This is a genomic window from Psychrobacter sp. AOP7-C1-14, assembly GCF_052376135.1.
Classification (GTDB): domain Bacteria; phylum Pseudomonadota; class Gammaproteobacteria; order Pseudomonadales; family Moraxellaceae; genus Psychrobacter.
In genome coordinates this window covers 61,611-87,583 of record NZ_JBQSVH010000005.1, presented here as the reverse complement: position 1 = coordinate 87,583, position 25,973 = coordinate 61,611, and the positions used below count along the sequence as shown (strand labels likewise).

Genomic DNA, 25,973 nt, shown 5'->3' with positions numbered 1-25,973 from the left:
TATGGCTATCACATCTTCAAATCTTAAACATGACCACTTTGAACTATCCTACCGTGAATTATGGTAAAATTGCTGGTTACACCGATTATCTTATTATTTGCTTTTTTGTCAATTTAGCCCACAGGTACCCGTATGACCGAACAAACCGCGCCCACATCTCTAGCAGCAGCTTCACCAGAGTTGTCGCTTGATCTTATTATTACCTGTGCCGATGGGCTTGAAGCACCACTGCAAACTGAGCTAACCAGTTTTGGCATTGACAGCGAAATCAAAAGTACTGGCCGTCTAACCGTAACTGGCGGCTTACGTGAGCTATATACTATCTGCCTTTGGTCACGAGTAGCCTCACGAGTACTGATGCTGATTAAACGCAAAAATATCAACGCAGAATACGACGTTGCAGAGCAGCTATATGGCTTGGCGAAATCGGTCAATTGGACTGAGCAATTTAGCCTAGAGCAAACCTTTGCTATTCGTCTGTCTGTTGATAAGCGTGTCGCCGTCAGTCAGCAGTTTGCCATGCTACGTATCAAAGATGCGATTGCCGATACGTTCAACGAAGTTTACGACAGCCGTCCTAACGTCGATAGTAAAAACCCAGACTTCTCTGTTTTTGCAACCATCAATGACAAGCAAGCCGAGCTATATTTAGATTTATCAGGTACCAGTTTGCATCGCCGTGGTTACCGTGTGGCTATGACAGAAGCGCCGCTAAAAGAAAATTTAGCAGCAGCCCTACTCTATAGCGCTGGTTGGCATAAGAAAAACGAAGCCGGTGACGCGCCATTCTACAATGCGTTAATTGACCCAATGTGTGGTTCTGGTACATTCCTTATCGAAGCGCTACTCATGCATTGCGACTATGCCGTGGGTATCGACAAAGCTGCCAATCAATTTGGTTTTTATCAATGGCAGCATCATGACGATACGCTATGGCAAGAGATGATCGATGATGCCCAAACGCGTTTCCGCGAAGCATTAGAGATTGCTAATGAGCAGCCTGATACGTTGCCACTTATGTTAGGGTTTGATGCTGATAGTGGTGCGGTTCTTGCGACAGAAAAAAATTTAATTGCAGCAGGTCTACAAGACATTTTACCGCTACTCGATATCGAGCGTCGTGCACTTGACCAGCTCAGCAATGTGCTCAAGCCATTAGTTAATGATGGTCGACTGAGCAATCCTTTGGTCATCACTAACCCACCTTATGGTGAGCGTTTGGGTGATGAAGAAATGATTAAGCCGTTGTACCAAGCGATTGGGCTTATCTTGCAAGACAGCTTTGCTGGTAGCGGTATTGATCCAATGCTTGGTATCTTGGCTGCCAATGTCGAACAAGTGGATATCTTACCGATTAAAGAGCCAAAAACGTTACGCTGTCATAATGGTGCCATCACTGTTTATTTCCGCTATGGAACACTTATCGCGGGACAAACGGGCAATCTTGTCAGTCGTTTCGAAAAGCGTGAGATTGAAGTAGAAGAAGGACAGGACTTTGTCAATCGCTTGCAAAAAAATCTTGCTAAGCTTAAAAAATTGGCTAAAAAAGATAATGTCAGTAATATACGTGTCTATGATGCTGATTTGCCAGACTTCAAAGTCGCGATCGATTTATACGGTGACTATGCTCATGTGCAAGAATATGCGCCACCAAAGACAATACCGCCTGAGACTGCAAAAAAACGCTTTAACTTGGCATTAATGGGTATTCGCGAAGTCTTTGATATTAACCGTGAACAGGTCTTTATCAAAACGCGTGCCCGTCAGTCTGGTAACGATCAATACAGCAAGCAAAACACCACGGAAAAACGCGGCAAGTTTCATGTAGCACGCGAAGATGGTGCGTATACCTATGTCAACTTTACAGATTATTTAGATACTGGCCTGTTTATCGATCACCGTAATATGCGTGCTCGTATCAAAGCCAACAGTCGCGATAAAGCAGTACTTAACCTGTTCGCTTATACTTGTACCGCAAGCTTGCATGCAGCACTCGCTGGTGCGAAAAAAGTGACTAGCGTTGATTTGTCACAGAACTATCTAGACTGGGGCAAGCAAAACTTTGTCTTAAACGGTTTAGACGTTAGTCGCAACAAATACCAATTCGTTGCTGCTGATATTTTTGAATGGATTAAAGACAATACTGAGCAGTTCGATGTTATCTTTATTGATCCACCGACCTTCTCAAACTCTAAGAAATTCCAAGGTACCTTTGATGTGCAACGTGATCATGCTGCACTGATTAACCGTGCAATGAACCGTCTCACCTCTGATGGCGTCCTGTATTTTTCTAATAACTTTACTCGTTTTGAGCTAGATGAGCAGTTGACTCAGCGTTATGACATCGTTGATATTACTCAAAAAACCATTGGTTTTGATTTCAATATCAAGAAGCCAATTCATCAAAGCTTTGAGATTCGTCATCGTCAAAGTCTATAACTCAAGATATGAGACTTAAAGTCCATAAACAGGATTTATATATATAAGACTACATATTTATAGTGGTAGTCTACGTACCTGAAAATTCTGTTTTTTGCCAAATGTATATGAAATACAATAATGACCCAATCAGCTTTGATTGGGTCATTTTTTGTTGTTATGATAGAGCGTTACTAGGCGATGGATTTGCGCAGTTGTTGTGCAAGCATCGCCTTTTTTCGATAATTTTATAAAACCACTAATTTCTAATAAGAAGGATAAAACCATGGCTTTATCACTTAATAAAGGCGGTAATTTATCGCTAACAAAAACTGACCCAAATTTGACCAAGCTACTTATCGGTCTTGGTTGGGATGAGCGTGCCACCTCTGGGGCTGAGTTCGATCTCGATGCCAGCGTGTTCTTACTAAATGGTGCAGGTAAAGTGCGCGGCGATCATGACTTTATCTTCTATAATCAGCTAAAGTCTGACAATGGCGCTGTTGAACATACTGGTGACAACCGTACTGGCGAAGGCGACGGTGATGATGAAGTTATCAAAGTAAACCTAACTCAAGTACCTGCTGACGTGGATAAAGTAGTCGTGACCGTTACTATTCATGACGCTGCTGCTCGTAGTCAGAACTTTGGTCAGGTCGCCAACGCCTTTATCCGCGTTGTTAACGAAGAGACTGGCACCGAAGTCGTACGTTTTGATCTAGCAGAAGATTACTCTGTTGAGACAGCGATGGTGTTTGGCGAAGTATATCGTCACAACGGCGAATGGAAATTCCGTGCTGTTGGTCAAGGCTATTCAGGCGGCTTGCAAGCTATGTGTCAGCAATACGGTGTTGATATCTAACACCATTATTCACTGGTACTTAGTCTATTATTAGTCACCGTAATCATGTCCAAAATAGCAAACCGCCATCGTTGCAAATAGTCACAATTTTTAATGGCCAAATGACTAGTAATGCTTTACGTTTCGTTTAAAATTATGCATAAAAAGTGGTTAGTCATAACCACTTTTTTGCGGTTCATGCCTATACTAGGTAGACCTTAGCTTTACGCAACCAGACAGGATGTGTCATGAGACATTTTTATTTAGACTTTATCTTCACAGCGATTGCTTTGGCAATAGCAGCATGGTGGGGATATTCACATGGCGGTATGGGCGGCTTGATAGCCACTCTTTCTATTACCGCTATTTTGGCCGTTATGGAGATTTCATTATCTTTTGATAATGCGGTGGTCAATGCTTCAGTCCTTAAGGGCTGGGACGAATTTTGGAAAAAGATATTTTTAACCGTTGGTATTCTAATCGCTGTATTCGGTATGCGCTTGGTTTTCCCTATTGTCATCGTCGCCGTTACTGCTGACCTTGGCATGATGCAAGTAATCGATTTAGCATTGAATAACCCTCAAGAGTACTCAGCAAGACTGATGGCTCACCATGCAGAAATTTCAGCATTTGGTGGTATCTTCTTACTCTTAGTATTCTTGAACTTTATTTTTGATGACAAAGACGTACATTGGTTCAGCTGGCTTGAAAGCCGTTTAGCCAAGCTAGGCAAAGTCGATGCTATGAGCGTATTTGTCGCACTTATTGTGTTGATGATTGCGGTGTCATGGGCCAATGATAATCAAGCAAGCGCTGTCTTAATCGCTGGTGTTTGGGGTATCTTAGTTTACCTTGGCGTACAGGTCGTATCTGGCATGCTTGAGGGCGATCTTGAAGAAGACCTAGAAAACGAAGAAAACGGTTCGGGCGCTGCGGCGACCAGTGCCATCATGAAAGGCGGTATCATTGGTTTCTTATACCTAGAAGTTTTAGATGCCTCATTCAGTTTTGATGGTGTGATTGGCGCATTTGCCATTACCAACGACGTGATTGTTATCATGCTAGGTCTTGCGATTGGTGCGATGTTCGTACGTTCTATGACTATCTTCTTAGTAGACAAAGGCACGCTTGACGAGTTCATCTATCTTGAGCATGGCGCACATTATGCAATCGGCGCGTTGGCATTGATTATGCTATTGTCAGTGAAGTTCCATGTACCAGAGATTATCACTGGTCTGATTGGTATTGCCTTTATTGGTTGGGCGCTGCTAGCATCACTTCAGCATCGTAAGGCTGAGAAAGCAAGCCTAAACTAAGGTATGTTCTCAGTATAATACCGTCTGTATCTAGCTATACATCTAAGCAGGCCATACCACAAAGTATGGCCTGCTTTTTTGTCATACTGTTTTTGCCATACGACTAGGGCGCGTTGAGATACTCAAATATCAGAATATTCAATAATTGAGATAATCAATGATTAAAATGGCGCTTATTCCGTTACTATTGTCCTATCTTCAATTAAAATCCTTGACCTTAAACTACCTCATAAAAATAAGACCATACAATCAATATGCAAAAAATTCTTGATGATATTGCCGCAGAAATGGCAAGAGAAACTGACCGTGGAAAAGTGGCAGATTATATTCCGCAATTGGCCCATATCGATCCTAATCAGTTCGGTATTGCCGTAGCGACTCCAGATGGACAAATGTATGCAGCAGGTGATGCAAGCACACTCTTCTCCATCCAAAGTATCTCCAAGGTATTTACTTTGACCATTGGTCTTGGCAAGCTAGGCGACACGCTTTGGACACACGTCGGGCGTGAGCCATCTGGTGATCCTTTTAATTCAATTGTGATGCTCGAACATGAGACTGGCCGACCACGTAACCCATTTATCAATGCCGGTGCCATTGCCGTGGTGGATGCTATTATGATGGGGCATGAACCCAAAGAAACACTGGGTGAGATTCTTCAATTTGTTCATCTCATTGCAGACGACGAAACCATTCGCTTTGATCACAAAGTCGCGGCTTCTGAAATGGCGCACAAAGATCGAAACGCTTCTCTGGCGCACTTTATGAAATCCTTTGGTCGTTTAAAACACGATGTAGATAATGTATTAGGTACGTATTTTCATCAATGTTCAATTGAAATGAATTGCCAACAGTTAGCCAGTGCTGGTCTTTATCTGGTGTCTAACGGAGTTGATAAGCACTCAGGAATACGTGTCATCAATGAAAACCGAGCACGCCGTATTAACTCGCTTATGATGATGTGTGGTCATTACGATGGTTCTGGCGAATTCGCTTATCGCGTGGGCTTACCAGGTAAAAGCGGGGTTGGTGGCGGTATTTTAACCATAGCACCTGGTAAAGGTTCTATCGCTGTTTGGTCACCAGGGCTTGATCATGTAGGCAACTCTAAGCTTGGGCTAAAAGCGCTAGAGCGTTTCGTACAAAAAACAGGCTGGTCAGTTTTTGCAGAATAAGAGCTATATATACATTTGTACAAATAGGCTCTTAATATCATGCCATGCTCATACTCTTTTATACTAGCTACGAAGCATATATAAGCCATAAGTTGATTTAATCTAAGCGCGTATAGCAAGTCGGTACTTTTTTAATCGCTTATTTTATTTAAAGTACCCTCGCGTCAAAACCCTCTTGTATGAAACATTACTTTTCATAACAATATCTTAACGACTATTGCTAAGTTGATTAGAAATTATCAAAGATACAGAAGTATTATGTCCTTTAGTAAGCATATAGTAAGTGCACAAAATACGCCTTGCTTAGTGGGCGAACGCTTAGTATAGTAAAACCTAATGATATACAGTACATGGCACACAGCTAAGTTACTTATACTGTTTCAGCTGATATATCAGTCACTGCACAACTTTTATTTAGTTTCTTTTTTATTATCCAATCCACTTAACTATTAATCCAAAGGATATTTTTATGGCTATTAGCTTAACAAAAGGCGGCAACGTAAACTTATCAAAAGAAGCGCCAGGTTTAACCAATATTACAGTCGGTCTAGGCTGGGATCCACGTGCCACTGACGGCCAAGAGTTTGACTTAGATGCAATCGGTTTTTTGATCAATGAAGCAGGTAAAGTTCGTAACGATCAAGATTTTATCTTTTTTAACAACCTAAAATCAGATAATGGCGCTGTTGAGCATACTGGTGATAACCGTACTGGCGAAGGCGATGGCGATGACGAAAAAATCAAAATCAATCTTGGTAGCATTCCAGCTGACGTTAACAAAGTAGCTATCTGTGCAATCATCTATGAAGGCCAAGCACGTAACCAAAACTTCGGTCAAGTTGGTGATGCTTATATCCGCGTTGTAAACGACAATGGCGAATCTGAAATCGCTCGTTACGACCTATCAGAAGACGGTAGCACTGAAACAGCAATGATCTTTGGCGAATTGTATCGTCATAGCGGTGACTGGAAATTCCGTGCTGTAGGTCAAGGTTTCAGTGGTGGTCTTGGACCATTAGCAGCCTCTTATGGCGTAAATGTTTAACGTTAAAACTAGCGTAAACGTTTAGCAAGCCGATTCTCACAACCAGACGTCTGGTTATGATCTGATAAGCCATCAAGTGTGCCCCTTTAACGCATTTGATGGCTTTAAATTTAATTGGCTTACCATTAAAATTATAGAGCCTATGAAAGCACGCACACATAAAAGCACACGCACATATTAAGAGTATTTAACAAAGATATTAGAATAAGGATTTGCAAGCCATGGCCGCAACATTCAGTTTAATCGGTACTATTGAACCTTTTTTGCATTGTAATCTTAAAAAGGGCGATTCAATTTATTGTGAAGCCAATGCGATGGTGATGATGGAGTCTAACCTTGAGCTGAAAGGTAAGCTACAAGGTGGCCTGATGCAGTCACTGATGCGCCGCTTTGCAAACGATGAGTCGTTGTTTCAACAGCAGATTGAAGCGGTTAATGGTGAAGGTGACTGTTTGCTTGCGCCCACGCTCGATGGTGATATGCAAATCATCGATTGTGGTGCTCAGCAATATACGCTTAGTGATGGTGCTTTTGTGGCTGCACAAACTGGCGTCGATATCAGAGCCAACATTCAGCGTAACCTTGGTGGTGCGGTATTTGGTGATACTGGTGGCTTCATGGTCATGCAGACACAGGGTCAAGGTCAGGTTGTTGTTTCTGGTTTTGGCTCGTTGTTTGAGATTGATGTTACACCAGACAAAGACGTCATCATTGATAACGGTCATGTGGTCTGCTGGGATTCAAATCTTGAATATAAACTGTCAGTTTCGACCAGTAAGAAAAAAGGCATCATGAGCAATATCATCAACTCCGTCACCAGTGGCGAAGGTATGGTTTTAAACTTCTCAGGAAGTGGCAAAGTTATTATTTGCTCGCGTAACCGTGACAGTTATCAAGGTTGGATACAAAGCGTCCTAGGTAGTAGCTCAGGTGGACGTGGTGGCGGCGGTGGCTTTTTAGATAATATTTTATAGCATTTTACTCACAATTATTATAAGGATACTCACATGGCAGTTAGTCTTCAAAAAGGTCAAAAAATCTCCCTAAGCAAAGAAGCTGGCGGCGATCTTACTCAAGTTAAATTGGGGCTAGGCTGGGATGTTGCTCAAGGGCCACAGGACAAAAAAGGTGGCTTCTTAGGAAAATTATTCGGCGGCGGTTCTGGTGGTGATTCTATCGACTTAGATGCTTCATGCATTATGTTTGACGCTAATAAGCAAGCGGTCGATGCTATTTGGTTTAGTCAGCTAAAATCGAAAGACGGCAGTATCGTGCATACTGGTGATAACCGTACTGGCGACGGTGATGGTGATGATGAAGTCATCAATGTCGATCTCTCAAGAGTACCTGCCAATGTGGTTTCATTGGTATTTACGGTAAATAGCTTTACTGGTCAGACGTTCGAAACCGTAGAAAATGCATTTTGTCGTATTGTCAACGCCAACAACAATAGCGAAGTAGCGCGTTATAATCTGTCTGCACAAGGTGGACACACAGCAATGATAATGGCAAAAGTCTATCGTCACAATAATGAATGGAAAATGCATGCTATTGGCGAGACAGCCTCTGGTCGCACCTTCCATGACTTGATGCCTGCTATCACACCGCATGCGTAAATAGATCGCTATTATAGTAGCGCATAAAATGTCAAAAAAACCCAGTTATTTATAATAGCTGGGTTTTCTAATTCAGAAACTATAGATATTGCATCAAAGCCCATTAAAAATTTCTTTCTACCTCTCTTTTCTACCACATTTATCAACTAGCATTTCAATAAGATATTTTATCCCTCTCCTGATAACTTCTATATAGTATAAAAAATGTGTCATTCGTTGTTCATAATGTACAACTCGTTGAACATATGCTCATCTCGTACGTCTCGTAACATTATAAGTTGTTTATATATTACAGTTTAGTTTCTATTGAAAGATACATCATATTCTCTAAAACGATAATTTGGAGTAAGCAGCATGTCAAAGAACAAAATTGATGATACAGATTTAGTGAGTACGCAAAAGAAAAAATTTGAGATGCCGCATATTTATGTCATATTATTTGTATTTAGTGCTATTGCAGCTATTCTTACGCATTTTGTACCTTCTGGAAAATATGACCGAGTACTTGGTCCAGAAGGTAGAACGACCATTGATGCCACATCCTACCATCTTATAGAGCCAACTCCAGTTGGCGTCACCGAATTTCTAACTGCTGTACCTAGAGGTCTTATCGATGCGAGTGAAGTCGTATTTTTCACATTTATTATCGGTGGTATGTTTATGGTGCTTAGAAGAACAGGAATTATCGAAGTTGCTGTTGATAAGCTAGCTCGCAAATTTGCAAATAACGGCTTACTCTTAATAGCGGTACTAACGACAACATTCGCTTTTATTGCCACATTAATTGGTACACCAGAATTATCATTAGTATATATTCCAGTCATTATGCCCTTAATTATCGCGTTAGGATATGACTCAGTAACAGCCGCTGCCATTGCACTATGTGGAACTGGTGCCGGTTTTAGCGCCGGTGTACTCAATCCAATCAATACTGGGCTCGGGCAAAAATTATCTGGATTACCAGTGTTCTCAGGAATGGGTTTACGTTCAATCGTATTCGTTCTAGCAGTCACTACTGTTATTGTATTTACTATAAGATATGCAAAGAAGGTGAAAAGTAATCCATCCAACAGTTATGTATATGAAGAAGACAGTGAAAAGAGAATAGAGTTTAATCAAATTATCGGCGGTACTGCCCTCACTATGTCATTCCGTCAAAAACTTGCGGCATATGCATTGCTCATTCTATCTGCAGTACTAGTATACGGCGTACTTAAGCAAGGTTGGTTCATGATAGAGATGTCTGGACTATTTATTATTATGGGCATTGTGGTTGGAACGATTGCTGGTCTTAAGCTTAGCGAAATATGCGCTGGGTTCAACCAAGGCTTTAAAGATGTATTGATGGGAGCATTCATTGTTGGCTTGGCTCGCGCAGTCGCTGTAGTCTTAGAAGATGGCAATGTCATGGACACACTTGTATATTCTTTAGGAGTATTAGTTGGAGACTTACCTCCTGAGTTAGCAGCTGTCGGCATGTACTTTGTCCAAACAGCAATTAATTTCGTAATCTCTTCTGGCAGTGGACAAGCCCTTGTTACAATGCCAATTATGGCACCTCTCGCTGATCTCGTTGGAGTGACTAGACAGACTGCCGTTTTAGCCTATCAACTTGGTGATGGCTTTACTCATGTCCTTTTCCCAACTAGTGGATATTTTATGGCAGCATTAGTTATCGCTGGTGTTCCTTATCAAAAATGGTTACGCTTCTTCTTACCTATTTTTGCAGTTTGGGCCATGATTGCCATTGGCGCACTAATTATCGCTCAGATTATTGGTTGGTCATGATGAATAATTAAATTATATGATTCTCAAGTAACAGGGATAGAGAACATTTCTCCCTGTTATTCATATTACAATCCAAGCGCTTTTTTAATTGCTTTAACGTATGAGCGACTTACCGAAATTTTAGAGCCATTTTTTAGTACAATTAAATAAGTTCGATTGAACCAAGGCTCTAAAACTGCTATTTGTTTGATATTAACGATATAGCCTCTATGCACTTGAATAAAACTACTTCCAAGTTTCTCCTTCATTTTATAGAGCAAGGTGTTTGTTAGGTATTTTTTTTCTAGGGTTTGAATATAAACTTGACGATTTTCAGTACCAATATATAAAATATCTTTCGTATCGATGACAATGATTCGATCAGTTTCTCTTACCGTAATACTATGTTTTTTCTCTTTATTTACTGAAGATACAAGCTCAACATTATTTTCTAAATGAGACTTACTATTCAATTCTACTAACTTGTCCACCGTTTTTTGGAGCCTGACTTTATCAATGGGCTTAACAATATAATCTATAGCATCAAGCTCAAAGGCGTCTAATGCGTACTCCCCATAAGCAGTTACGAATACAACCATAGGACGTTTTTTCATATTGTTAAATTGCTTTGCAAGATCAAGGCCGTTACCATTTTCAAGCTCTATATCCAAAAACACAGCGTCGGGTTGTTTCTCATTAATATCCCATAATGCCTGATGCATGTCTTCTGCCTCACCGATCACTTTTACCTTTCCTGTATCATGTAGAAGATAAATCAGCTCTTGCTTAGCTAATATCTCATCTTCAATAACATACACATTCATCCGCATTCTTCCCTAGTTTTTAGCTGGCAATATAATTGAAACACAAGTTCCTATACCAATCTCACTATCTACATTAAAGCGGACTTCTTGACTATACAACGCCGTCAGTCGTTCTTTTATATTAAAAAGTGCAGTACCACTCCCATCTCTAGACGAGGTGACAACACGCTCACCCAGGTCCACTATTCGGTTTGATTCAATACCAACGCCATTGTCAGAAACTTTGATTGAAATTAAAACCTCTGATACTTTTTTAATTTCAATACAAACCACACCTTTTGCTTGTATTCTTTTAAATCCACCGTGCTTTATCGCGTTTTCAACTAAGGGTTGAATGATAAATGGAGGAATAAGATAATCCATTAAATCGGAATCTACCTCTACACGCATCGTCACCTTGTCTGGAAAGCGAGCTTGCTCAATGGCTAAATATGCTTGTACATTATCCATTTCTTTACGAACAGGAACCAAAAAATCGCCAATACCTGTCAAACTATTTCGTAGATAAGTTGACAAATGCACTAATAAGTCTCGCGCCAGCATCGGATCAATTCTACATAAAGCGACGATAGTATTAAGAGCATTGAATAAAAAGTGGGGCTGTAGTTGCGATTGCAGTGATTCTATTTTTGCATTCTGTAGTAGTTGGTTATGACGCTCAATCTCACCCAGCTCTAACTGATTTGAGAATAGCTTCCCTAATCCTTCGATCAACTCTTTTTCGACGGAAGTAATGTGTGCTGAGCTTCTATAATAAAAACTAAGAGTACCAATTACCTTATTTTTTACGCAAAATGGCACTACCACAGAAGCTCTACTACTAGGTTTATTGGAAAATAGCCATTTTGACTTTGATTCATTTAATACGGATTTTCCCGTTGCTAAAACTGACTTACGCGAAATCAGCTCTTCTTTATCATTTCTCTTTTGATTGGTTACTTCTCCAGTATAAGCCAGTTCCCGTAGCCCTCTAGTAATCGCTACATGCTCTACAGCAGTTAATTTCTTAATAATTTCTGTGCTTTTTTTAGCCGACTCTTCATTCAAACCTGATCGAAATAAAGAAAAGGTTTGATCAGCAATTGAGAATGTTTTGACCGTTTGATTTGCTCTCGTTCGTTCTTCTTCTTGTATGGCATTATAAAAAATCATCGCACAAATCCATATGCCAATACTATTTATAATAATAATTGGGGGACCTGTAAAACTGATTAATGTAAGAGCAGTCGTATGATCAGCAGTCAAGACTGGAATGACTAAAATTTGAATGGTTAAAATACCAATACTAATAAAAAACATATATTTGGGCTTGATTAAACCTACTCCGCGCCACTTATAACCAAACCATCCTGCAAGGCAACCGCCTAAAATGGTTACCCAAAAAGTAGCGCTACTGATAAAGCCGCCCATTAATAAGCGATGGGCTCCTGCAAGTAGAGAGGCTCCTACCCCAACTATTGGACCTGCAAAAAACCCACCGATGATGATGCCAATATTTCGTGTGTCCACTACTGCATTGTTTGATTGAAGAGTAGGGTTCCATAAATCAGATATAATGGTATGGTTTCCTGGTTCTACAACAAGGGCTGTATAATTACCGATTACTCCAAACATACCAAATATTACTGTTAAGAAAAATAAGTCAAATATTCCAACTCGGTGGTAAATCATTTTTCTAAAGATAGATAATCTAGTTATCAAAAAAGCAATAGTAATAATAAGGGTCATTCTTAATAGCATTTGTATCAGTATTTCCCACATCAAACTCTCTCATTTCTATAGTGGATATAAACCTTTTGACACGTAATAATTAAGCTGATGATGACCATCAGCTTTTTCACTAGAAGACAATCATAATCGGTATGTCACATAAAGCTGAAGCACTTACTTACGTCCACGCTTCCAGCTAAAGCCCCAGTTAAACGCTTTGTCCATTTCTTGATGACCTTTAAAGTATTGGTTGATACGCTCAACATTGATACTACCTTGCTGATTAACCAAACGTGCAATGGCACACATCGGTAGATTACCAGCACCCTCAGTCAAACGTGTCTCAATCGGTGATTGCTCTGGCACGTGGATAGTCACAACTCCATCGGTTTTTTCCCAATTGGGTGCGCCTTCATAAATAAACGCAAAGATAAATACCTCTTCAATCTGCGACCATTGTTGGCCATTAATATCCAGCCATTCACCGCCGCTCACCTGCCCCGTTCTATCATCAGCACGTAGGCAAACATAAGGCGCTGATTGCAAACTGCCAAAGCGATTGCCCAACGCTTGAATAAGGGTTTTTTCACCATTTTTTAGATGGATCATGGCGCCAACATCTAGATCGATACCACTTGATTGATGCTGCTTAAACAAATCTCCTAGTAAGCCCTTTTTGGGTGATTGCTTATCGATATTTGGGCGTTGGTTCCAGTCCAAATTGACTGATATTTTGCCAAAGTCATCACGTTTTTTCAGATTGATGCTAGATTGATTTTTAGTTAAAGTTATTTTACTTAAGTTAATCGAAGGACTGGCTGGAATTGGTGGCGGCGTACTTGTCTGAGGTGCACTACGCGCTTTTTGCGTATCAATTGGTCGCTGGGTGTTGATAGGTTGAGACTGGTTCTGAGGTGGTGTTTCATCAGCAATCTCAACGCCGAAGTGTTCAGATAGTGGCTTCAACCCACCATTAAATCCTTGCGCAATAAATCTAAATTTCCAGCTCCCTTGTCTGCGGTAACATTCAGCCAATATAATCGCTTTTTCATTACGTCCAGCACTATTTAGCTGACAAGTCATCAATACTTGACTGCCTTGTAGTACCTGAATATCGACGTCACCCACTTGTGTAAGCGTTTGCGCACTAGAAAACGCTAATGCAATTTTCTCAATACTTGTAGGCTGTGCAGACAAGTTAACATCAAAAAATCCATCACTGTCATGTCCACGGAAGCTAACGCTACCATCATCACTACGTGTCTGACCATAAAATACCATATCACCATCACCGCGTACTTTGCCGTCAGTAGTCAGACGATAAGCAGCACAATCAATGGCGTTTTGGCTTAAAATACGAATACTAATATTGTCAGTTGGTAAGGGCGCATTGGCACCTGCAATCAATTTCTGAGGTTGGTTTTGACTCATCATACGTCCTTTAGATTATTTATCATGCTGTGGTCATTGTCATGCTGACTATCATCATATAGTAGCATGGATATTATGAATATTTTTGAACCAGACAATTGTGATATAAGCGAGAAAGTCATTCTTACAAGTCTCTACGCCTATTCCATCAGAGACATTTATAACGCCTATCATTCGTATATAATACGTTCTATTGAACCGTACACCTTTTCTAATATTACTACTAGATTGCGAGAGCAACATTAAACTGCCCATTCCCTACACCTGATGATAATGCTGAGAAAACTATGAATAACCTTGCTGACAATAGTAATCCCTCAACACCAGTAGCAGCCTGGTTAGCTGAAGGTCAATCTAGCCAGCGTGATATGTTGGAGAGCGTACAAGCTCTAAAGAGCAAATCAACCACCCCTTTCCAAGTTATTGCTTCACACCGTCATGATAGACCCGAGATTTTTGAATTCGCCGATATGGTTTATCGCGAGCCATCTGAATCAATTACAGATACTGAGACTCAAATGACTAGCGAACCTGCCATACCGCGCTGGCAGTTCGTATTGGAACACGCGCAAAAGCACAATGTAAAAGTACTACTGACTGGGCGCAATGGTATTGATTATGAAGCACATCGTGAGAAATTCGACGCTGCTGGTATTCGCTTATTAACGGGAGCAACCAGCGTAGCAGCACTAGAGTCAATCGATGATAAATTTGCTTTTATGCAGCATTGTCATACTCACAATATCCCAGTGGCAGACGCATGGCGTTTTGACAATGCGGTAGAGCTTGAGGCCTTACTGGCTGAGCATGGTGACCAACCTCTATGCGTTAAACCCGTTGTCGGTATTTTTGCACAAGGGTTTTGGCGATTAGATACGGGTAAAGCAGATAGCACTGCATATGATAGCTTTGAACACTTATACTTCACTGAAGGGAAAAAAATCAACACTGCACAATTTGTTAACGCCTATACCAACAGCCAAATGGTACGTGAGCGCCCTATTCCAATGCTCTTAATGCCTTACTTATCAGGGCAAGAATACTCTATTGATGTCGTCTGTGAATATGGTGAAGTTCTAGCTGCTGTCACTCGTCATAAAACAGGAAAGATACAACACATTGGTTACGATCAGTCTGTCATGGATGTCGTAATCCCATTGATTAGAGCTTTTGGCTGTGATGGCATTGTCAGTGTACAAACCAAAGCTGACAGTAGCGGTCAGCACCGTGTTCTTGAGATTAATAGCCGCCCATCAGGTGGTATTGGTTATACCTCTCATAGTGGAATTGACCTGACACAAGTCGGACTTTCTTATTGGTTGGGATTGTCAGAGAGACCTAACTTGGAGAAGAATGTTCAGCGTATTGAACCATGTCAAATACGCTCTGTTATGATGAGTGTCAAAATCGAAAAAGATGCTGAGTAAATGATTAACTAAGCATATATTTAGTTGGCAAATGATTTCAACAGGCATAAAAAAGGTTTTTAGATTCATATCTAAAAACCTTTTTTATTATCTTCACTTTTAAGCATTATTAAAAATGAGTGCTTTGAACTATTCACCAAACACTAGAGTTGCTTGCTTAGGTGTATTTTTAGAAGCAATGACCCATAGTAAGCTCAATACAACTGCTGAACCAATAAAAATCATAATCGATGAAGAAATGGCACCTGCATGCGTATAGTCCATAGGCATCACATGATCAGTCATTGTCATTTCCATCGCGGCTATTCCAGTATAATGCATACCACATACTGCAAGCCCCATGATGAAAGCGCTACCAAAGCGCTGTGATGTACCGCGTAGATTAAATGCCAACCATAACGCAGCGATAGCAGCTGCAATAGCAATTACAATTGATAAAATGAGTAACGGGATATTGTATGTCATGGTAGCGTCCATTTGCATAGAGGCCATACCTGTGTAGTGCATAGCTGCAATACCAAGTCCAGTAAGGATACCGCCACCAATCAACTTAGCAACGCTGGATTCACCACGGCCTACGATAATGATACCAACAGCAACGAAACAGACCGCGAGCAGCATTGAGACAATTGTTAGACCCAGGTCATACGTCACAGGCATTTTCATATCCACTGCCATCATACCGATATAGTGCATAGACCAAATCGCACCACCAATGGCAATCGAAGATAGCGCCACCCAAAAATATAAATCTGTACCTGGCTTAGCGGAAGGGACTCGGATGGCAAGGTTTAAGCCAACATAAGAACCAAACACTGCAATGGCGTATGAGACCAACACCAAGAGTAAGTTATATTCAACTTCCATCATTTTTTGCCTTTTATCTATCATTAATATTTGAGCCAAATAACCTTGCTTTTAACACAATGCAGTGTGTCATTTGCTCATTGTTTTTGTTTCGCATAGATATAAAATTATCTATGTATTATTTTGTCTACCCAATGGTAAATTCACAAATGTTGGTACTACCTGCGCCGCAATTAGTTTCTTCAACTTGAATTACATCTATAGCAGGATTACTTGCCAAAAATCCCTCTATATAGCCTACGATAAAATGACAACCTGAATGAGTATGGTCTGCTGACTTACAAAATGAACATTTAATTAAATATATAACATTGTTCTTTGCCTTAACTTTGGACAGTTTTTTTAAGGCTGGCACAAGCTCACGCGTGATAGTAGTAGGCATCTTAAGCGGGCTACCAAGTGAATAATCGCGTTGGTAAATACCGCCACCAACCTTACGACCTAACTCCTGTAATGCAGTTACACGTCGCTCAATAGGCAAACTATCCTCATACTGACTGACAATATCTGCTATCTTAGGATAGTAGGCACCAATGGCTGATAAGACACTTTTTTCATCTAAGACTTTTCTTGCAGGCGCGGCTGATGAAACCCCTTCTTCATCTATTTCTAAATTAAAGAGTGTACATCCTTCAATCGAAGACAAGTCATCGATTAAGTCTTCCTGTGTCTTAGACCCCAAACTTCTTGCGATCACATGAATGATATTACCACCATTCTCTGAAGCTTCTTGTCTTTGAGAAACCAGCTGATAACCCGCTTTGATGAGCGGCGAAATAACATTGACCAAACGAATACGTTCAGAAGACGTTTCTAATGCACAAGAGAATTTCACAGAGCACTCCTTTTCTTAAAATACTGCTACACTTTCTTATATCAAGCTATCTAGATAACCAATTAATAAATATAAATAACGTTTTAAAAGTTCGCCCGACTGGCTTTCTCACAATATAAAACATATGCAGACTTCAATCACACAACAATTTTTATATATCTTTTGTATTATAAGAGATGGAATAGAGACAGTAGACAAAACGTTAATTTTATAATTATCAGGCAGACAAGCGCGCTAATTATTAAGAGCTTATCAATTAGAAAATAGCAATAATCTCGAAAATAAAATTGAAATAAACAAGTTTGAACCAAATACTGTTTTTAAACTTTTCAGATAACACTTGCTCACGATAAAGTTACTAAACAGCAATAGATTTTGATTGTATTATCACTGGAATTTTGTTTTGTAGCAATACAATATATTACTTCGTCCGATAAATGGCTACATCAGCCGACAAATGGCTAGACTATTGAGTCATATAGTTATTTATTAAAATTAATAAAAACTTGAAAGATGTTTCTAAACTACTTAAATTTTGATTGTATAATTAGTCTTAATTATTTATTAAGCAATATGTTAATATTTTCTTTTTGCAAAAAATAAGTTTAAAGTAAAATTAAAACCCTTTATGCAGTCAGGTTTTAGTCATGATAATGAACTGATTAAATAATAAAGATAACTATAAGCGCTAGAAGAAGCCAAGGAAATTTAATGTCGAAGCAAGTTGAGTTAATACTAGGTGCTAATACTGTTATCACAAATACAAAATGTTCGATCGCATTTTCTACTGATAATACACTTAAATTTGGCCAACAACTTGGGCTATTATGGTTACCATTAGATGCTAGCCGCAAAGCAGCTTGTAGTCCTGCTTATCTGCATGAGCCCAAAGAATGGGCACAGCTTGATAATAAAGATAATCCAAGCGTATGGCAGTTAGATTTGCCCCAATTATTTGATCAGCAAGGTGTTAATTTTTTGCAACTTATTGCTTACGTTTATCATGATCCACACCTAAACTTGCCAACGGTAGAGTTAAACGACGTAAGCCTCACGCTCAACAACGGCGATATTTACTATAACTTCACAACAAACGAGCGGCATGTCAAAGCAGCGATTATATTAGAGATATATCAGCGTAATGGACAATTTAAGTGTCGGGCGCTTGGTGAGGCATCAACGCAAGGTTTAGCAAGCCTTGAGCGTCACGTACAGGTTAGTTTAGATGTTCGTCCACCTAGTACACATGCACTTATTCAAGACGCTCAACAGCAGCAGCATATTCAGCCAAATAATGACGCTCGCCCACCTCGTCAAGTACAAGTAGGTGAGACTTGGACGGGAACAGCATTTGCTATTGACTCCTATCATCTACTGACCTGCTATCATGTGATTGAGTCAGCGGCAATGGTTGGCGTACGTCAGCAAGGTCAGCCTGATCGCGAAGCACAAGTCGTGCTCAGCGATATCGGGAGCGATTCAGCGATTATTAGAGTTAGCGATCCTTTGCCCAGCTACCTCCCATTGGCGCAGCAATGTGTTGATATATTGGGTGAGACCATTACCACACTGGGGTTTCCGTTATCAGGACTGAGTAGCCAACTACAAGTTACCCAAGGCTGCATCTCAGGATTGACAGGATTCAATAACGATATCCGTCATATACAATTCACTGCGCCTATTCAGCCCGGTTCTAGTGGTAGTCCTTTATTACTACCGACTGGAGAGGTTATCGGTATGGTCACGTCTAGTCTGGTTCATGAGCATGCACAAAACATGAACTATGCGGTAAAATTTCAGTTATTATCTGCCCTACTGGCGAGCGCTGGCATCAGTTTGGAGAGCACGACTGACCTAACAAGCGCTACGCCTCTCACAACACCTCAGTTAAGTAAGCAAAGTCGCAGTGCCTTATGGCTAGTTGGCTGTCAGGGTTAAAAATCTACAACGATATATAAATAAAAGTGCCAAGGAAAATGAATGCTAAATGAGCAACACAGTACGACCATCACCCTACCCCGTGGTACGCTAGATCTGACTTATCAAACCAACTCAGCCACTAATAAAAATGGCGCAGAACAGCGTGACAGTTATCAATTAGAAGACTTGTTAGGGTTTGCCCAACGTATTAATCCAAAACGTGCGTTTTTGTTTGTCTCAAAAGTGCTAGGTCGACATATTCCTGTTGCGCCAAGCACTATGCGAGAGGCATTTACTAATTTGGCGGATTTAGTGCCTAATGACTTACCTCACCCTATTCTAGTCATTGGTATGGCAGAGACTGCTGTTGGTCTATCTGCTGGTGTTCATCAAGCGCTACAAACGCGCTATCCTCAAGCGCTACTATTGAACTCTACTCGTCATGCACAGCACGACGAAAGTAGTGATTCGAACGGTACCGACTCTTTGCTGACGACATTCTGTGAAGACCATAGTCATGCTAGCCAGCATTTGATTTACCAAAGCAAAGATAGCGTTACTCAATCGCAGCTACTGGCCAGTAAAACGCTAATCATGGTCGATGATGAAGCATCAACGGGTAATACCTGCGTTAATGTCGTCACTGCCTTACGTGAAGCAGGACTGACCCAGCTAGAGCAAGTTCATTTAACAACATTAGTCGACTGGTCATTAGATCAAGAAAAAGCTCATCCACAGTCAGATGCTAAGCCTGCACGTATGGCGGATCGTCTCGCTGGTATTGAGTTTCATCGCCACCATTTGCTGTCTGGCGCATGGCAATGGACAGATGCACCCAATCCTGAACCTATTACGATGCCATCAGTTGATACCACCGCTGCTGGCAGTCAAGCGCTTGGTCATACTGGTAATTGGGGCAGGTTTCCAACGCTAGATAGCACGGAAGGGTTTACCAACTATCTTTTGAGCTTCCAAAATGCTTTTACGCACTTCAATAGCCGAAAAAACTTCGATGTTATTCAGCTACCAAAAAGAATTTTATTATTGGGTAGCAATGAATTTGTTTGGTTGCCTTTTTTATTGGCTGAATGGATTGAGACAGAGTCTAAACAGCTCAACTCTGACATGAATCCTATCGTTAACTTTAGCGCATTAACCCGCTCTCCAATTGCCCTTGGTGGCGCAATAAGCACGATGCTTAGATTTAGCGATAATTACGGACTTGGTATGACCAATTTTGTTTACAACGTTGAGCCTATCAATTGGGATTTGATTGTATTGTGCGTGGAGACATCAGCTGATAGTGTGGATGCTATGTGGCAAGGTTTGGATAACGTGCTGGTGGTGAGTCCTAGTCATTAAACTGCTCTATCACTTTCAAACCTATTATTTATGGACAATGTCATGACTACCCCATTTTTCACAGCCAACCCAGATATTATCAAGCCTTATGCCTTAATGGATTTGGACGATACGCTATTCCAAACCCAGCGAAAAATTGACGCATGGGACTTGCCCACTACTGAACCTGAAAGCTTGGTATGTGCGACGGTCAATAAGCAAGACGAGCCGCTAAGCTTTATGAGTCAGCGCCAAGTAACCTTTTTTAACTGGTTACTTGCTAGCACTGAATTAATTGTAGTGACTGCACGGGATCGTAGTGAGATCAAACGTGTCAAGTTGCCTTTTGATAGCTGGCAAGTATTGACCCATGGGGCGATTATTTTAGCGTCTGACGGAAGTCTTCTGAGCAGTTGGCAGCAGTATATGTATAATAAGCTTGCGCCATTGCAGGATAAATTGAATCAACTCAGCCAATTGTTTGCCAGTCATAGTAAAAACGATCAAAGTCATCTGGTATTCACACCGCATATCGATAGCTTTGACAATGGTATTGTTGATGAAGAGTTAACGATTTATCTGGCTATTAAACATGCGCAAAAAGACCATCAAGCGCTTATAGATTTGGCTGAGAAACTACCAAATTTGATACGTGATTTTGATCAAGATTTCTATGTGCATGTGAATGCTAATAACCTAGCGATATTGCCCCATGCGGTACATAAACGCTATGCAGTGGAATTTCTATTAGAGCATCATTTAGACCATCAGCGTCCGAGTTTTGGTTTTGGTGATAGCTTAGCTGATCTGCCTTTCTTACAGTTATTGGACTGGTACGGCATGCCTAACCATGGCCAATTACATGATCAGTACTAGCCTAAATCGTCAGGCTAAACCAGCAGTTTAAACCGCAGCCACGCAAATCCACTGTTATTATCACGAGTGCTATTATTTATACTATGACTTTACCTAATATGCAGACAAAAAGAGCCGATTTAAAAAACTATGGCTCAGGCAGCTATTTTGCAAGCGACGTGACTGTCCTACTCGATATGGTGGATAAGAACGCAGTTGCCGATGTGCCAGTCAGTCAAAAAGAAGCGCTTATCCAAAGCGGGCAACGCCATTACTCTGACATGCTGACCTTAGAGCAAGCACCTACTACAATACATGAGCAGCTATACATACAAGCATTAGAGCAAGGCTCAACAAGAACCGCGACCGATATCGCTCATTTATCTCATACGCTACATCATGTTTTTCAGAAAAACGTGAGTGATGAGCATCCACTGGTTTTGGTCAGTTTGGTACGAGCTGGTCTACCAATCGGCGTATTATTACAACGTGCACTGTCAGATACAGATAGTAGCTATCACCTGCCAAGTACACATTATGGCATCAGTATCATTCGAGACCGTGGTCTTGATCCTGTGGCCCTGCAAATGCTATTGGAAGCCTATCCAAACAGTCCAATTGTATTCGTTGACGGCTGGACAGGTAAAGGCGCTATTTATCAAGAGTTAGCTCGTAGTCTAGAAACGTTTAGCGATTCTACTCATGTTAATTTTGCCAACATCTTCCATCAAGGCGCTGACGTCATTCCGTTACTTACTCTTGCTGATCCTGCTGGCGTTGCTTGGTTGGCAGCAAGTGAAGAAGACTGGCTAATCCCGTCGGGTTTATTAAATAGCACCGTATCGGGGTTGATTTCGCGGAGCTTATATACAGAGCCGTCATCAGGCCTGCATCGTAGTGTTTTCTATGATGACTTAATTGAGGTAGACCACAGCTTGGCATTCATCGACCATATTGATACAGCAAGACGCTCATTAGCTACAAATCCAATATGTTTATCGACCTATCAGAAACCACGCTACCAGACTGCTGCGTTAATAGAAACACTGGCAGTAGACTATGATATCAGCAATCGCAACCGTATTAAGCCGACTATTGCCGAGGCAACACGTGCCATATTGCGCCGTGATCCCGAACGTATATTACTCGCCACGGCTGAGCATCCTGATACCGTACTGCTACGCCATTTATGTGCACAACAAAACATTACTATCAGTGTATTAGGTGATAAAATACTGCCTTATCAAGCCATCACTCTTATCAAACAACGCTCCAAAGATAATTAGTATGCTTAGCAATATTAAATACTTTCTTTTTTATTCTCTTACTACCCTCTACTTATGATGCCAACTATGTCAGATATTCAAAACCGCAAGTCGGACTTTTACAGTGATACCCAATCTTACGCACATCTGATTACTGAGCGTCATGCGATGATCAAACCGTGTACGCACCACCCATACCAGCTAGGGGCAAGCCTATACATGCCTGCAACTCGGCAAGATATCTGGCAAGTAATCAAGCGTGACAAGTTACCAACGATTAATAGTATTATTATTTGTTTAGAGGATGCAGTCAGTCAGCAGGACGTCGAGTTGGCGCTTGAGCGTTTGCGAACCCTACTCGAGACATGGGCAGAACATGTGAATAGCATCAATGCGCCATCTAAATCGGCAAAGATTCATGCTCAGCACCCTACCCGTCCACTAGTCTTTATACGTCCACGTAGCCCAATGATGCTACAGCAATTGGCTGATTATACTCATATCGATCTAATCGATGGTTTTGTTATGCCAAAAGTTGATATGTATAGCCTCTCTAACTGGCGTATGGCTTGTCAGAACCTAAAAGTAGATCAGTTACTTATGCCGACGCTTGAAACTGCAGCACTGTTTAATCCGCATCATAATCAGGAGCTTGCCATCGCTTTTAAAGAAGCATTTAGCCAGCCAGTTTTTGCATTGCGTATCGGTGGTAATGACTTATTTGCAGCATTGCGCTTACGTCGCCCGAAAAACAGCATTGTTTATGATTCACCTATCGGCACGTTAGCATATCAAATGCTGGGCTGTTTTGTGCCGCATGGTTTTTACCTTACCGCGCCAGTATTTGAATACTTGGATCAGCCGACACTGTTTATGCAGGAATTGAACCGAGATGTCAGCTTAGGTATGGTGGGCAAAACTGTCATTCACCCAAGCCAAATCGCCCTAGTACAACAGGCTTACTGTGTGCCATTGAGTACACTTGATGAAGCGCAAGCGATCCTTCACTCTGAGGCCAAGGCGGTGTTTAAATACAATAATACGATGTTAGAACCTGCAACACACCGCGCTTGGGCAACTGAAATTGTCAATCGTGCAGAAGCTTTTGGAACTATTAATGACGGGCATAGCCAGTACAGCTCACGAATGTAACTGTCATTGTTGATAAAGATACCAGTCTATCGTCTAACAACTTTCATCATACAAAAAGCCGCTATCAAACAAAAGGTAGCGGCTTTTTTATATAGATATTTGCTTAGGAGTTTTTATAGGTATGAGCTTTAAAGCGCTCGAGCGATACCTATATTAAGCACAACTTTCTAAAAACTGACGTAGTACTTGATTCACTTGATCAGGCTCTTCTACTGTCGATGTATGACCCGCACCTTTGATAATAGCGAGCTTGGATCCAGCGATAGCAAAATGCATGCGTTCAGATTTGGCATAGGGCGTGGCGGCATCTTCATCACCAACCACGATCAATGTCGGCGTTGTAATATCATCTAATTGCTCATAAGTACCTGTACGCTCAATAACGCCCATTGTTGCTTTGACCACGCCGCCCTTGCGATTACTTTGTAGCATTGTCAGCCACTGCTTACGGTCAGATTTGCGCAGCTTGTCTGCCAAAAACGTACTGCCAAACATGATTGGCATCACTTTATTACTTACACGCTTCATACCTAACCAACGAATGGCTTTGACCAGTTTACGGTACTGTGGCACGTTATTTGGATCTTCAGGATCAGCAGAGGTTTCTAGCAGCGTTAATGACAATAACAACTCAGGGCGCTTGAGCGCGATACGCTGAGCCACGAACCCACCCATAGATAGCCCAACAAAGTGACATTTATCAATACCAAGCGCTGCAAGTAAGCCGATCGTATCCTCAGTCAGCGTCTCCATATCATAGCCAGACTTGGTAATCTGCGACTGACCTTGCCCGCGAAAATCAAAAGCAATACAACGATAGTCTGCATGAAAATGCTCTACTTGCTTGTCGTACATCTGTGAGCTCCACAGTAGACCATGGGCAAATACGATAACGGGCTTTTGTGTGTCGTTCGGTGCACTGTCCTCGTAATAGATATCAGCGTTATTTACAGTAATAGTTGGCATAACCACATCCTTGTTTGATCAATGAAAAATTCGAGCGTACCCTTGTGTCTTTTACGACTCTGTAACGCTCAATCTGGCATGTTAGCATAATCTATTGGCCCTTTAGGTCATAGCCTTTTTACGAGCCAGTCGTTTTGTCCCATTAGACAGCATCAGTTTTTACGATAGAATAGTAAAGTTTACCAGCCTGTAGATGTGTCTTAAGCGCCCACAAAACACGCTTTTATAATTTTAACAAGCTGCTATAGTAATCAGCATTGAATCATTTTATCTTTATTTCATACTATTATCATTGATACAAAATATTAAAACCGTCATTTAAAATAAGGAAATATCGAATGTCACAGTCTCTCGTCGATTATCAAGTTGAAGGTCATATTGCTACCATTACTTTTAATGATCCAAAAAGCTTAAACGCTTTTGGCACACCCCTAAAAAACAACGTACTAACAGCGCTGGATAAAGCAGCTACAGATGATCAAGTACGGGTGATTGTTTTGCAAGGAGCCGGTGGTAACTTCTCAAGCGGTGGTGATATCAAAGAGATGTTGTCTGAAGGATTAGATAAAGATGTTATCTCAAATAAATTAAAAGGTATGGTAGAAGGTGCAGGCGAAGTCAGCTTAAAACTACGTCATATCCATAAACCAATTATTGCCAAACTAGAAGGCGCTGTGGCTGGTGCGGGCATGAACTTAGCCCTTACTTGTGACTTTCGTATTGCCGCAGACAATGCAAAGTTCGTACAAGCGTTTGTTAATATCGGCCTAGTTCCAGATGCGGGCGGAATTTATTTATTAAACCAATTGGTTGGTGCAGCGAAAGCCACTGAGCTTGTGATGCTGGGTGATAAACTCAAAGCAGAAGATATGGCGCGTTTAAATCTAGTGAACAACGTAGTAAGTATTGACGAGCTAGAAGCCACTGTACAAGCATTGGCGCTACGATTGAGTCAACTACCAGGTAAAGCCTTAGCATCTATGAAAGAGAGCTTCAATGTGCATGCTTTTGCTGGTTTAAGCAATGCGCTAGATATGGAAGTTGAACAACAGACGACGATGGCAAAAACTGATGATTTTATCGAAGGGGTTAGCGCCTTTATCGAAAAGCGTAAGCCTGTTTATCAAGGTAAATAACACGTCAGTAAGTTATTCAATCGGACAGCTGAACTTGTTTCGATTAGACAGTCTATAGTGATACCA

Annotated in this window: 21 protein-coding genes; 15 read left to right on the top strand and 6 right to left on the bottom strand. The window is 41.1% G+C overall.

Annotated elements, in window-relative coordinates; translation table 11 throughout:
- The first annotated feature begins 132 nt into the window (after nucleotides 1-132).
- The 8 genes from rlmKL (at nucleotide 133) to ACT3QN_RS05700 (ending at nucleotide 10,199) form a co-directional block, all read left to right on the top strand.
- A complete protein-coding gene (rlmKL, locus tag ACT3QN_RS05735) occupies nucleotides 133-2,439 on the top strand; it encodes a bifunctional 23S rRNA (guanine(2069)-N(7))-methyltransferase RlmK/23S rRNA (guanine(2445)-N(2))-methyltransferase RlmL (protein ID WP_444529088.1) in 2,307 nt (768 codons plus the stop codon).
- 265 nt (nucleotides 2,440-2,704) lie between these two features.
- Nucleotides 2,705-3,280 carry a TerD family protein gene (locus ACT3QN_RS05730; RefSeq protein WP_057760825.1) on the top strand — a complete coding sequence of 192 codons (576 nt, stop codon included), beginning with the start codon at nucleotides 2,705-2,707 and terminating at the stop codon, nucleotides 3,278-3,280.
- A gap of 227 nt (nucleotides 3,281-3,507) precedes the next feature.
- Nucleotides 3,508-4,575, top strand: a complete 1,068-nt coding sequence (locus ACT3QN_RS05725) for a DUF475 domain-containing protein (RefSeq protein ID WP_444521332.1) — start codon at nucleotides 3,508-3,510, stop codon at nucleotides 4,573-4,575.
- Between the two features lie 254 nt (nucleotides 4,576-4,829).
- A complete protein-coding gene (locus ACT3QN_RS05720) occupies nucleotides 4,830-5,750 on the top strand; it encodes a glutaminase (RefSeq protein WP_444523069.1) in 921 nt (306 codons plus the stop codon).
- A gap of 469 nt (nucleotides 5,751-6,219) precedes the next feature.
- Nucleotides 6,220-6,795, top strand: coding sequence for a TerD family protein (locus tag ACT3QN_RS05715; protein WP_444523070.1), 576 nt, complete (start codon nucleotides 6,220-6,222; stop codon nucleotides 6,793-6,795).
- A gap of 221 nt (nucleotides 6,796-7,016) precedes the next feature.
- Nucleotides 7,017-7,769 (top strand): TIGR00266 family protein, encoded by a 753-nt coding sequence (locus tag ACT3QN_RS05710; RefSeq protein WP_444523071.1) that lies wholly within the window; start codon nucleotides 7,017-7,019, stop codon nucleotides 7,767-7,769.
- Nucleotides 7,770-7,802: 33 nt separating this feature from the next.
- A complete protein-coding gene (locus tag ACT3QN_RS05705) occupies nucleotides 7,803-8,411 on the top strand; it encodes a TerD family protein (RefSeq protein WP_444523072.1) in 609 nt (202 codons plus the stop codon).
- Between the two features lie 354 nt (nucleotides 8,412-8,765).
- Complete coding sequence (locus ACT3QN_RS05700) at nucleotides 8,766-10,199, top strand: YfcC family protein (protein WP_444523073.1); 1,434 nt, start codon at nucleotides 8,766-8,768, stop codon at nucleotides 10,197-10,199.
- 65 nt (nucleotides 10,200-10,264) lie between these two features.
- Here ACT3QN_RS05700 and ACT3QN_RS05695 read toward each other — a convergent pair whose 3' ends face one another.
- The 3 genes from ACT3QN_RS05695 to ACT3QN_RS05685 all read right to left on the bottom strand — a co-directional run bounded on the left by ACT3QN_RS05695 (nucleotide 10,265) and on the right by ACT3QN_RS05685 (nucleotide 14,143).
- On the bottom strand, nucleotides 10,265-11,002 hold the full coding sequence (locus ACT3QN_RS05695; protein WP_444529087.1) for a LytR/AlgR family response regulator transcription factor: 738 nt from the start codon (nucleotides 11,000-11,002) through the stop codon (nucleotides 10,265-10,267).
- A 12-nt stretch (nucleotides 11,003-11,014) separates the two neighbouring features.
- Nucleotides 11,015-12,763: a LytS/YhcK type 5TM receptor domain-containing protein gene (locus ACT3QN_RS05690; protein WP_444529089.1), complete on the bottom strand. Its 1,749-nt coding sequence runs from the start codon at nucleotides 12,761-12,763 to the stop codon at nucleotides 11,015-11,017.
- Nucleotides 12,764-12,886: 123 nt separating this feature from the next.
- Complete coding sequence (locus tag ACT3QN_RS05685; protein WP_444523083.1) at nucleotides 12,887-14,143, bottom strand: TerD family protein; 1,257 nt, start codon at nucleotides 14,141-14,143, stop codon at nucleotides 12,887-12,889.
- Between the two features lie 287 nt (nucleotides 14,144-14,430).
- Here ACT3QN_RS05685 and ACT3QN_RS05680 point away from each other — a divergent pair, with 287 nt between their 5' ends.
- The gene (locus ACT3QN_RS05680; protein ID WP_444523077.1) at nucleotides 14,431-15,570 is read left to right on the top strand and encodes an ATP-grasp domain-containing protein; all 1,140 of its coding nucleotides are present in this window, start codon (nucleotides 14,431-14,433) and stop codon (nucleotides 15,568-15,570) included.
- Nucleotides 15,571-15,699: 129 nt separating this feature from the next.
- Here ACT3QN_RS05680 and ACT3QN_RS05675 read toward each other — a convergent pair whose 3' ends face one another.
- Nucleotides 15,700-16,440 (bottom strand): MHYT domain-containing protein, encoded by a 741-nt coding sequence (locus ACT3QN_RS05675; RefSeq protein WP_444523078.1) that lies wholly within the window; start codon nucleotides 16,438-16,440, stop codon nucleotides 15,700-15,702.
- A gap of 124 nt (nucleotides 16,441-16,564) precedes the next feature.
- A complete protein-coding gene (locus tag ACT3QN_RS05670) occupies nucleotides 16,565-17,272 on the bottom strand; it encodes a hypothetical protein (RefSeq protein ID WP_444523079.1) in 708 nt (235 codons plus the stop codon).
- A 711-nt stretch (nucleotides 17,273-17,983) separates the two neighbouring features.
- Here ACT3QN_RS05670 and ACT3QN_RS05665 point away from each other — a divergent pair.
- The 5 genes from ACT3QN_RS05665 to ACT3QN_RS05645 all read left to right on the top strand — a co-directional run bounded on the left by ACT3QN_RS05665 (nucleotide 17,984) and on the right by ACT3QN_RS05645 (nucleotide 23,805).
- Nucleotides 17,984-19,210, top strand: coding sequence for a S1 family peptidase (locus tag ACT3QN_RS05665; RefSeq protein ID WP_444523246.1), 1,227 nt, complete (start codon nucleotides 17,984-17,986; stop codon nucleotides 19,208-19,210).
- 42 nt (nucleotides 19,211-19,252) lie between these two features.
- Entirely contained in the window at nucleotides 19,253-20,554 is a 1,302-nt protein-coding gene (locus tag ACT3QN_RS05660; protein WP_444523245.1) for a phosphoribosyltransferase domain-containing protein, read from the top strand.
- A 42-nt stretch (nucleotides 20,555-20,596) separates the two neighbouring features.
- A complete protein-coding gene (locus ACT3QN_RS05655) occupies nucleotides 20,597-21,409 on the top strand; it encodes an HAD hydrolase family protein (RefSeq protein ID WP_444521323.1) in 813 nt (270 codons plus the stop codon).
- 98 nt (nucleotides 21,410-21,507) lie between these two features.
- Nucleotides 21,508-22,674 carry a cysteine protease StiP domain-containing protein gene (locus ACT3QN_RS05650; RefSeq protein WP_444523244.1) on the top strand — a complete coding sequence of 389 codons (1,167 nt, stop codon included), beginning with the start codon at nucleotides 21,508-21,510 and terminating at the stop codon, nucleotides 22,672-22,674.
- A 66-nt stretch (nucleotides 22,675-22,740) separates the two neighbouring features.
- Nucleotides 22,741-23,805 carry an HpcH/HpaI aldolase/citrate lyase family protein gene (locus ACT3QN_RS05645; RefSeq protein WP_444523243.1) on the top strand — a complete coding sequence of 355 codons (1,065 nt, stop codon included), beginning with the start codon at nucleotides 22,741-22,743 and terminating at the stop codon, nucleotides 23,803-23,805.
- A gap of 153 nt (nucleotides 23,806-23,958) precedes the next feature.
- On the opposite strand, the gene ACT3QN_RS05640 is transcribed toward ACT3QN_RS05645, so the two are convergent.
- Complete coding sequence (locus ACT3QN_RS05640) at nucleotides 23,959-24,771, bottom strand: alpha/beta fold hydrolase (RefSeq protein ID WP_444523242.1); 813 nt, start codon at nucleotides 24,769-24,771, stop codon at nucleotides 23,959-23,961.
- Nucleotides 24,772-25,109: 338 nt separating this feature from the next.
- On the opposite strand from ACT3QN_RS05640, the gene ACT3QN_RS05635 reads away from it, so the two are divergent.
- Nucleotides 25,110-25,907, top strand: coding sequence for an enoyl-CoA hydratase/isomerase family protein (locus ACT3QN_RS05635; protein ID WP_444523241.1), 798 nt, complete (start codon nucleotides 25,110-25,112; stop codon nucleotides 25,905-25,907).
- The last annotated feature ends 66 nt before the right edge of the window (nucleotides 25,908-25,973 follow it).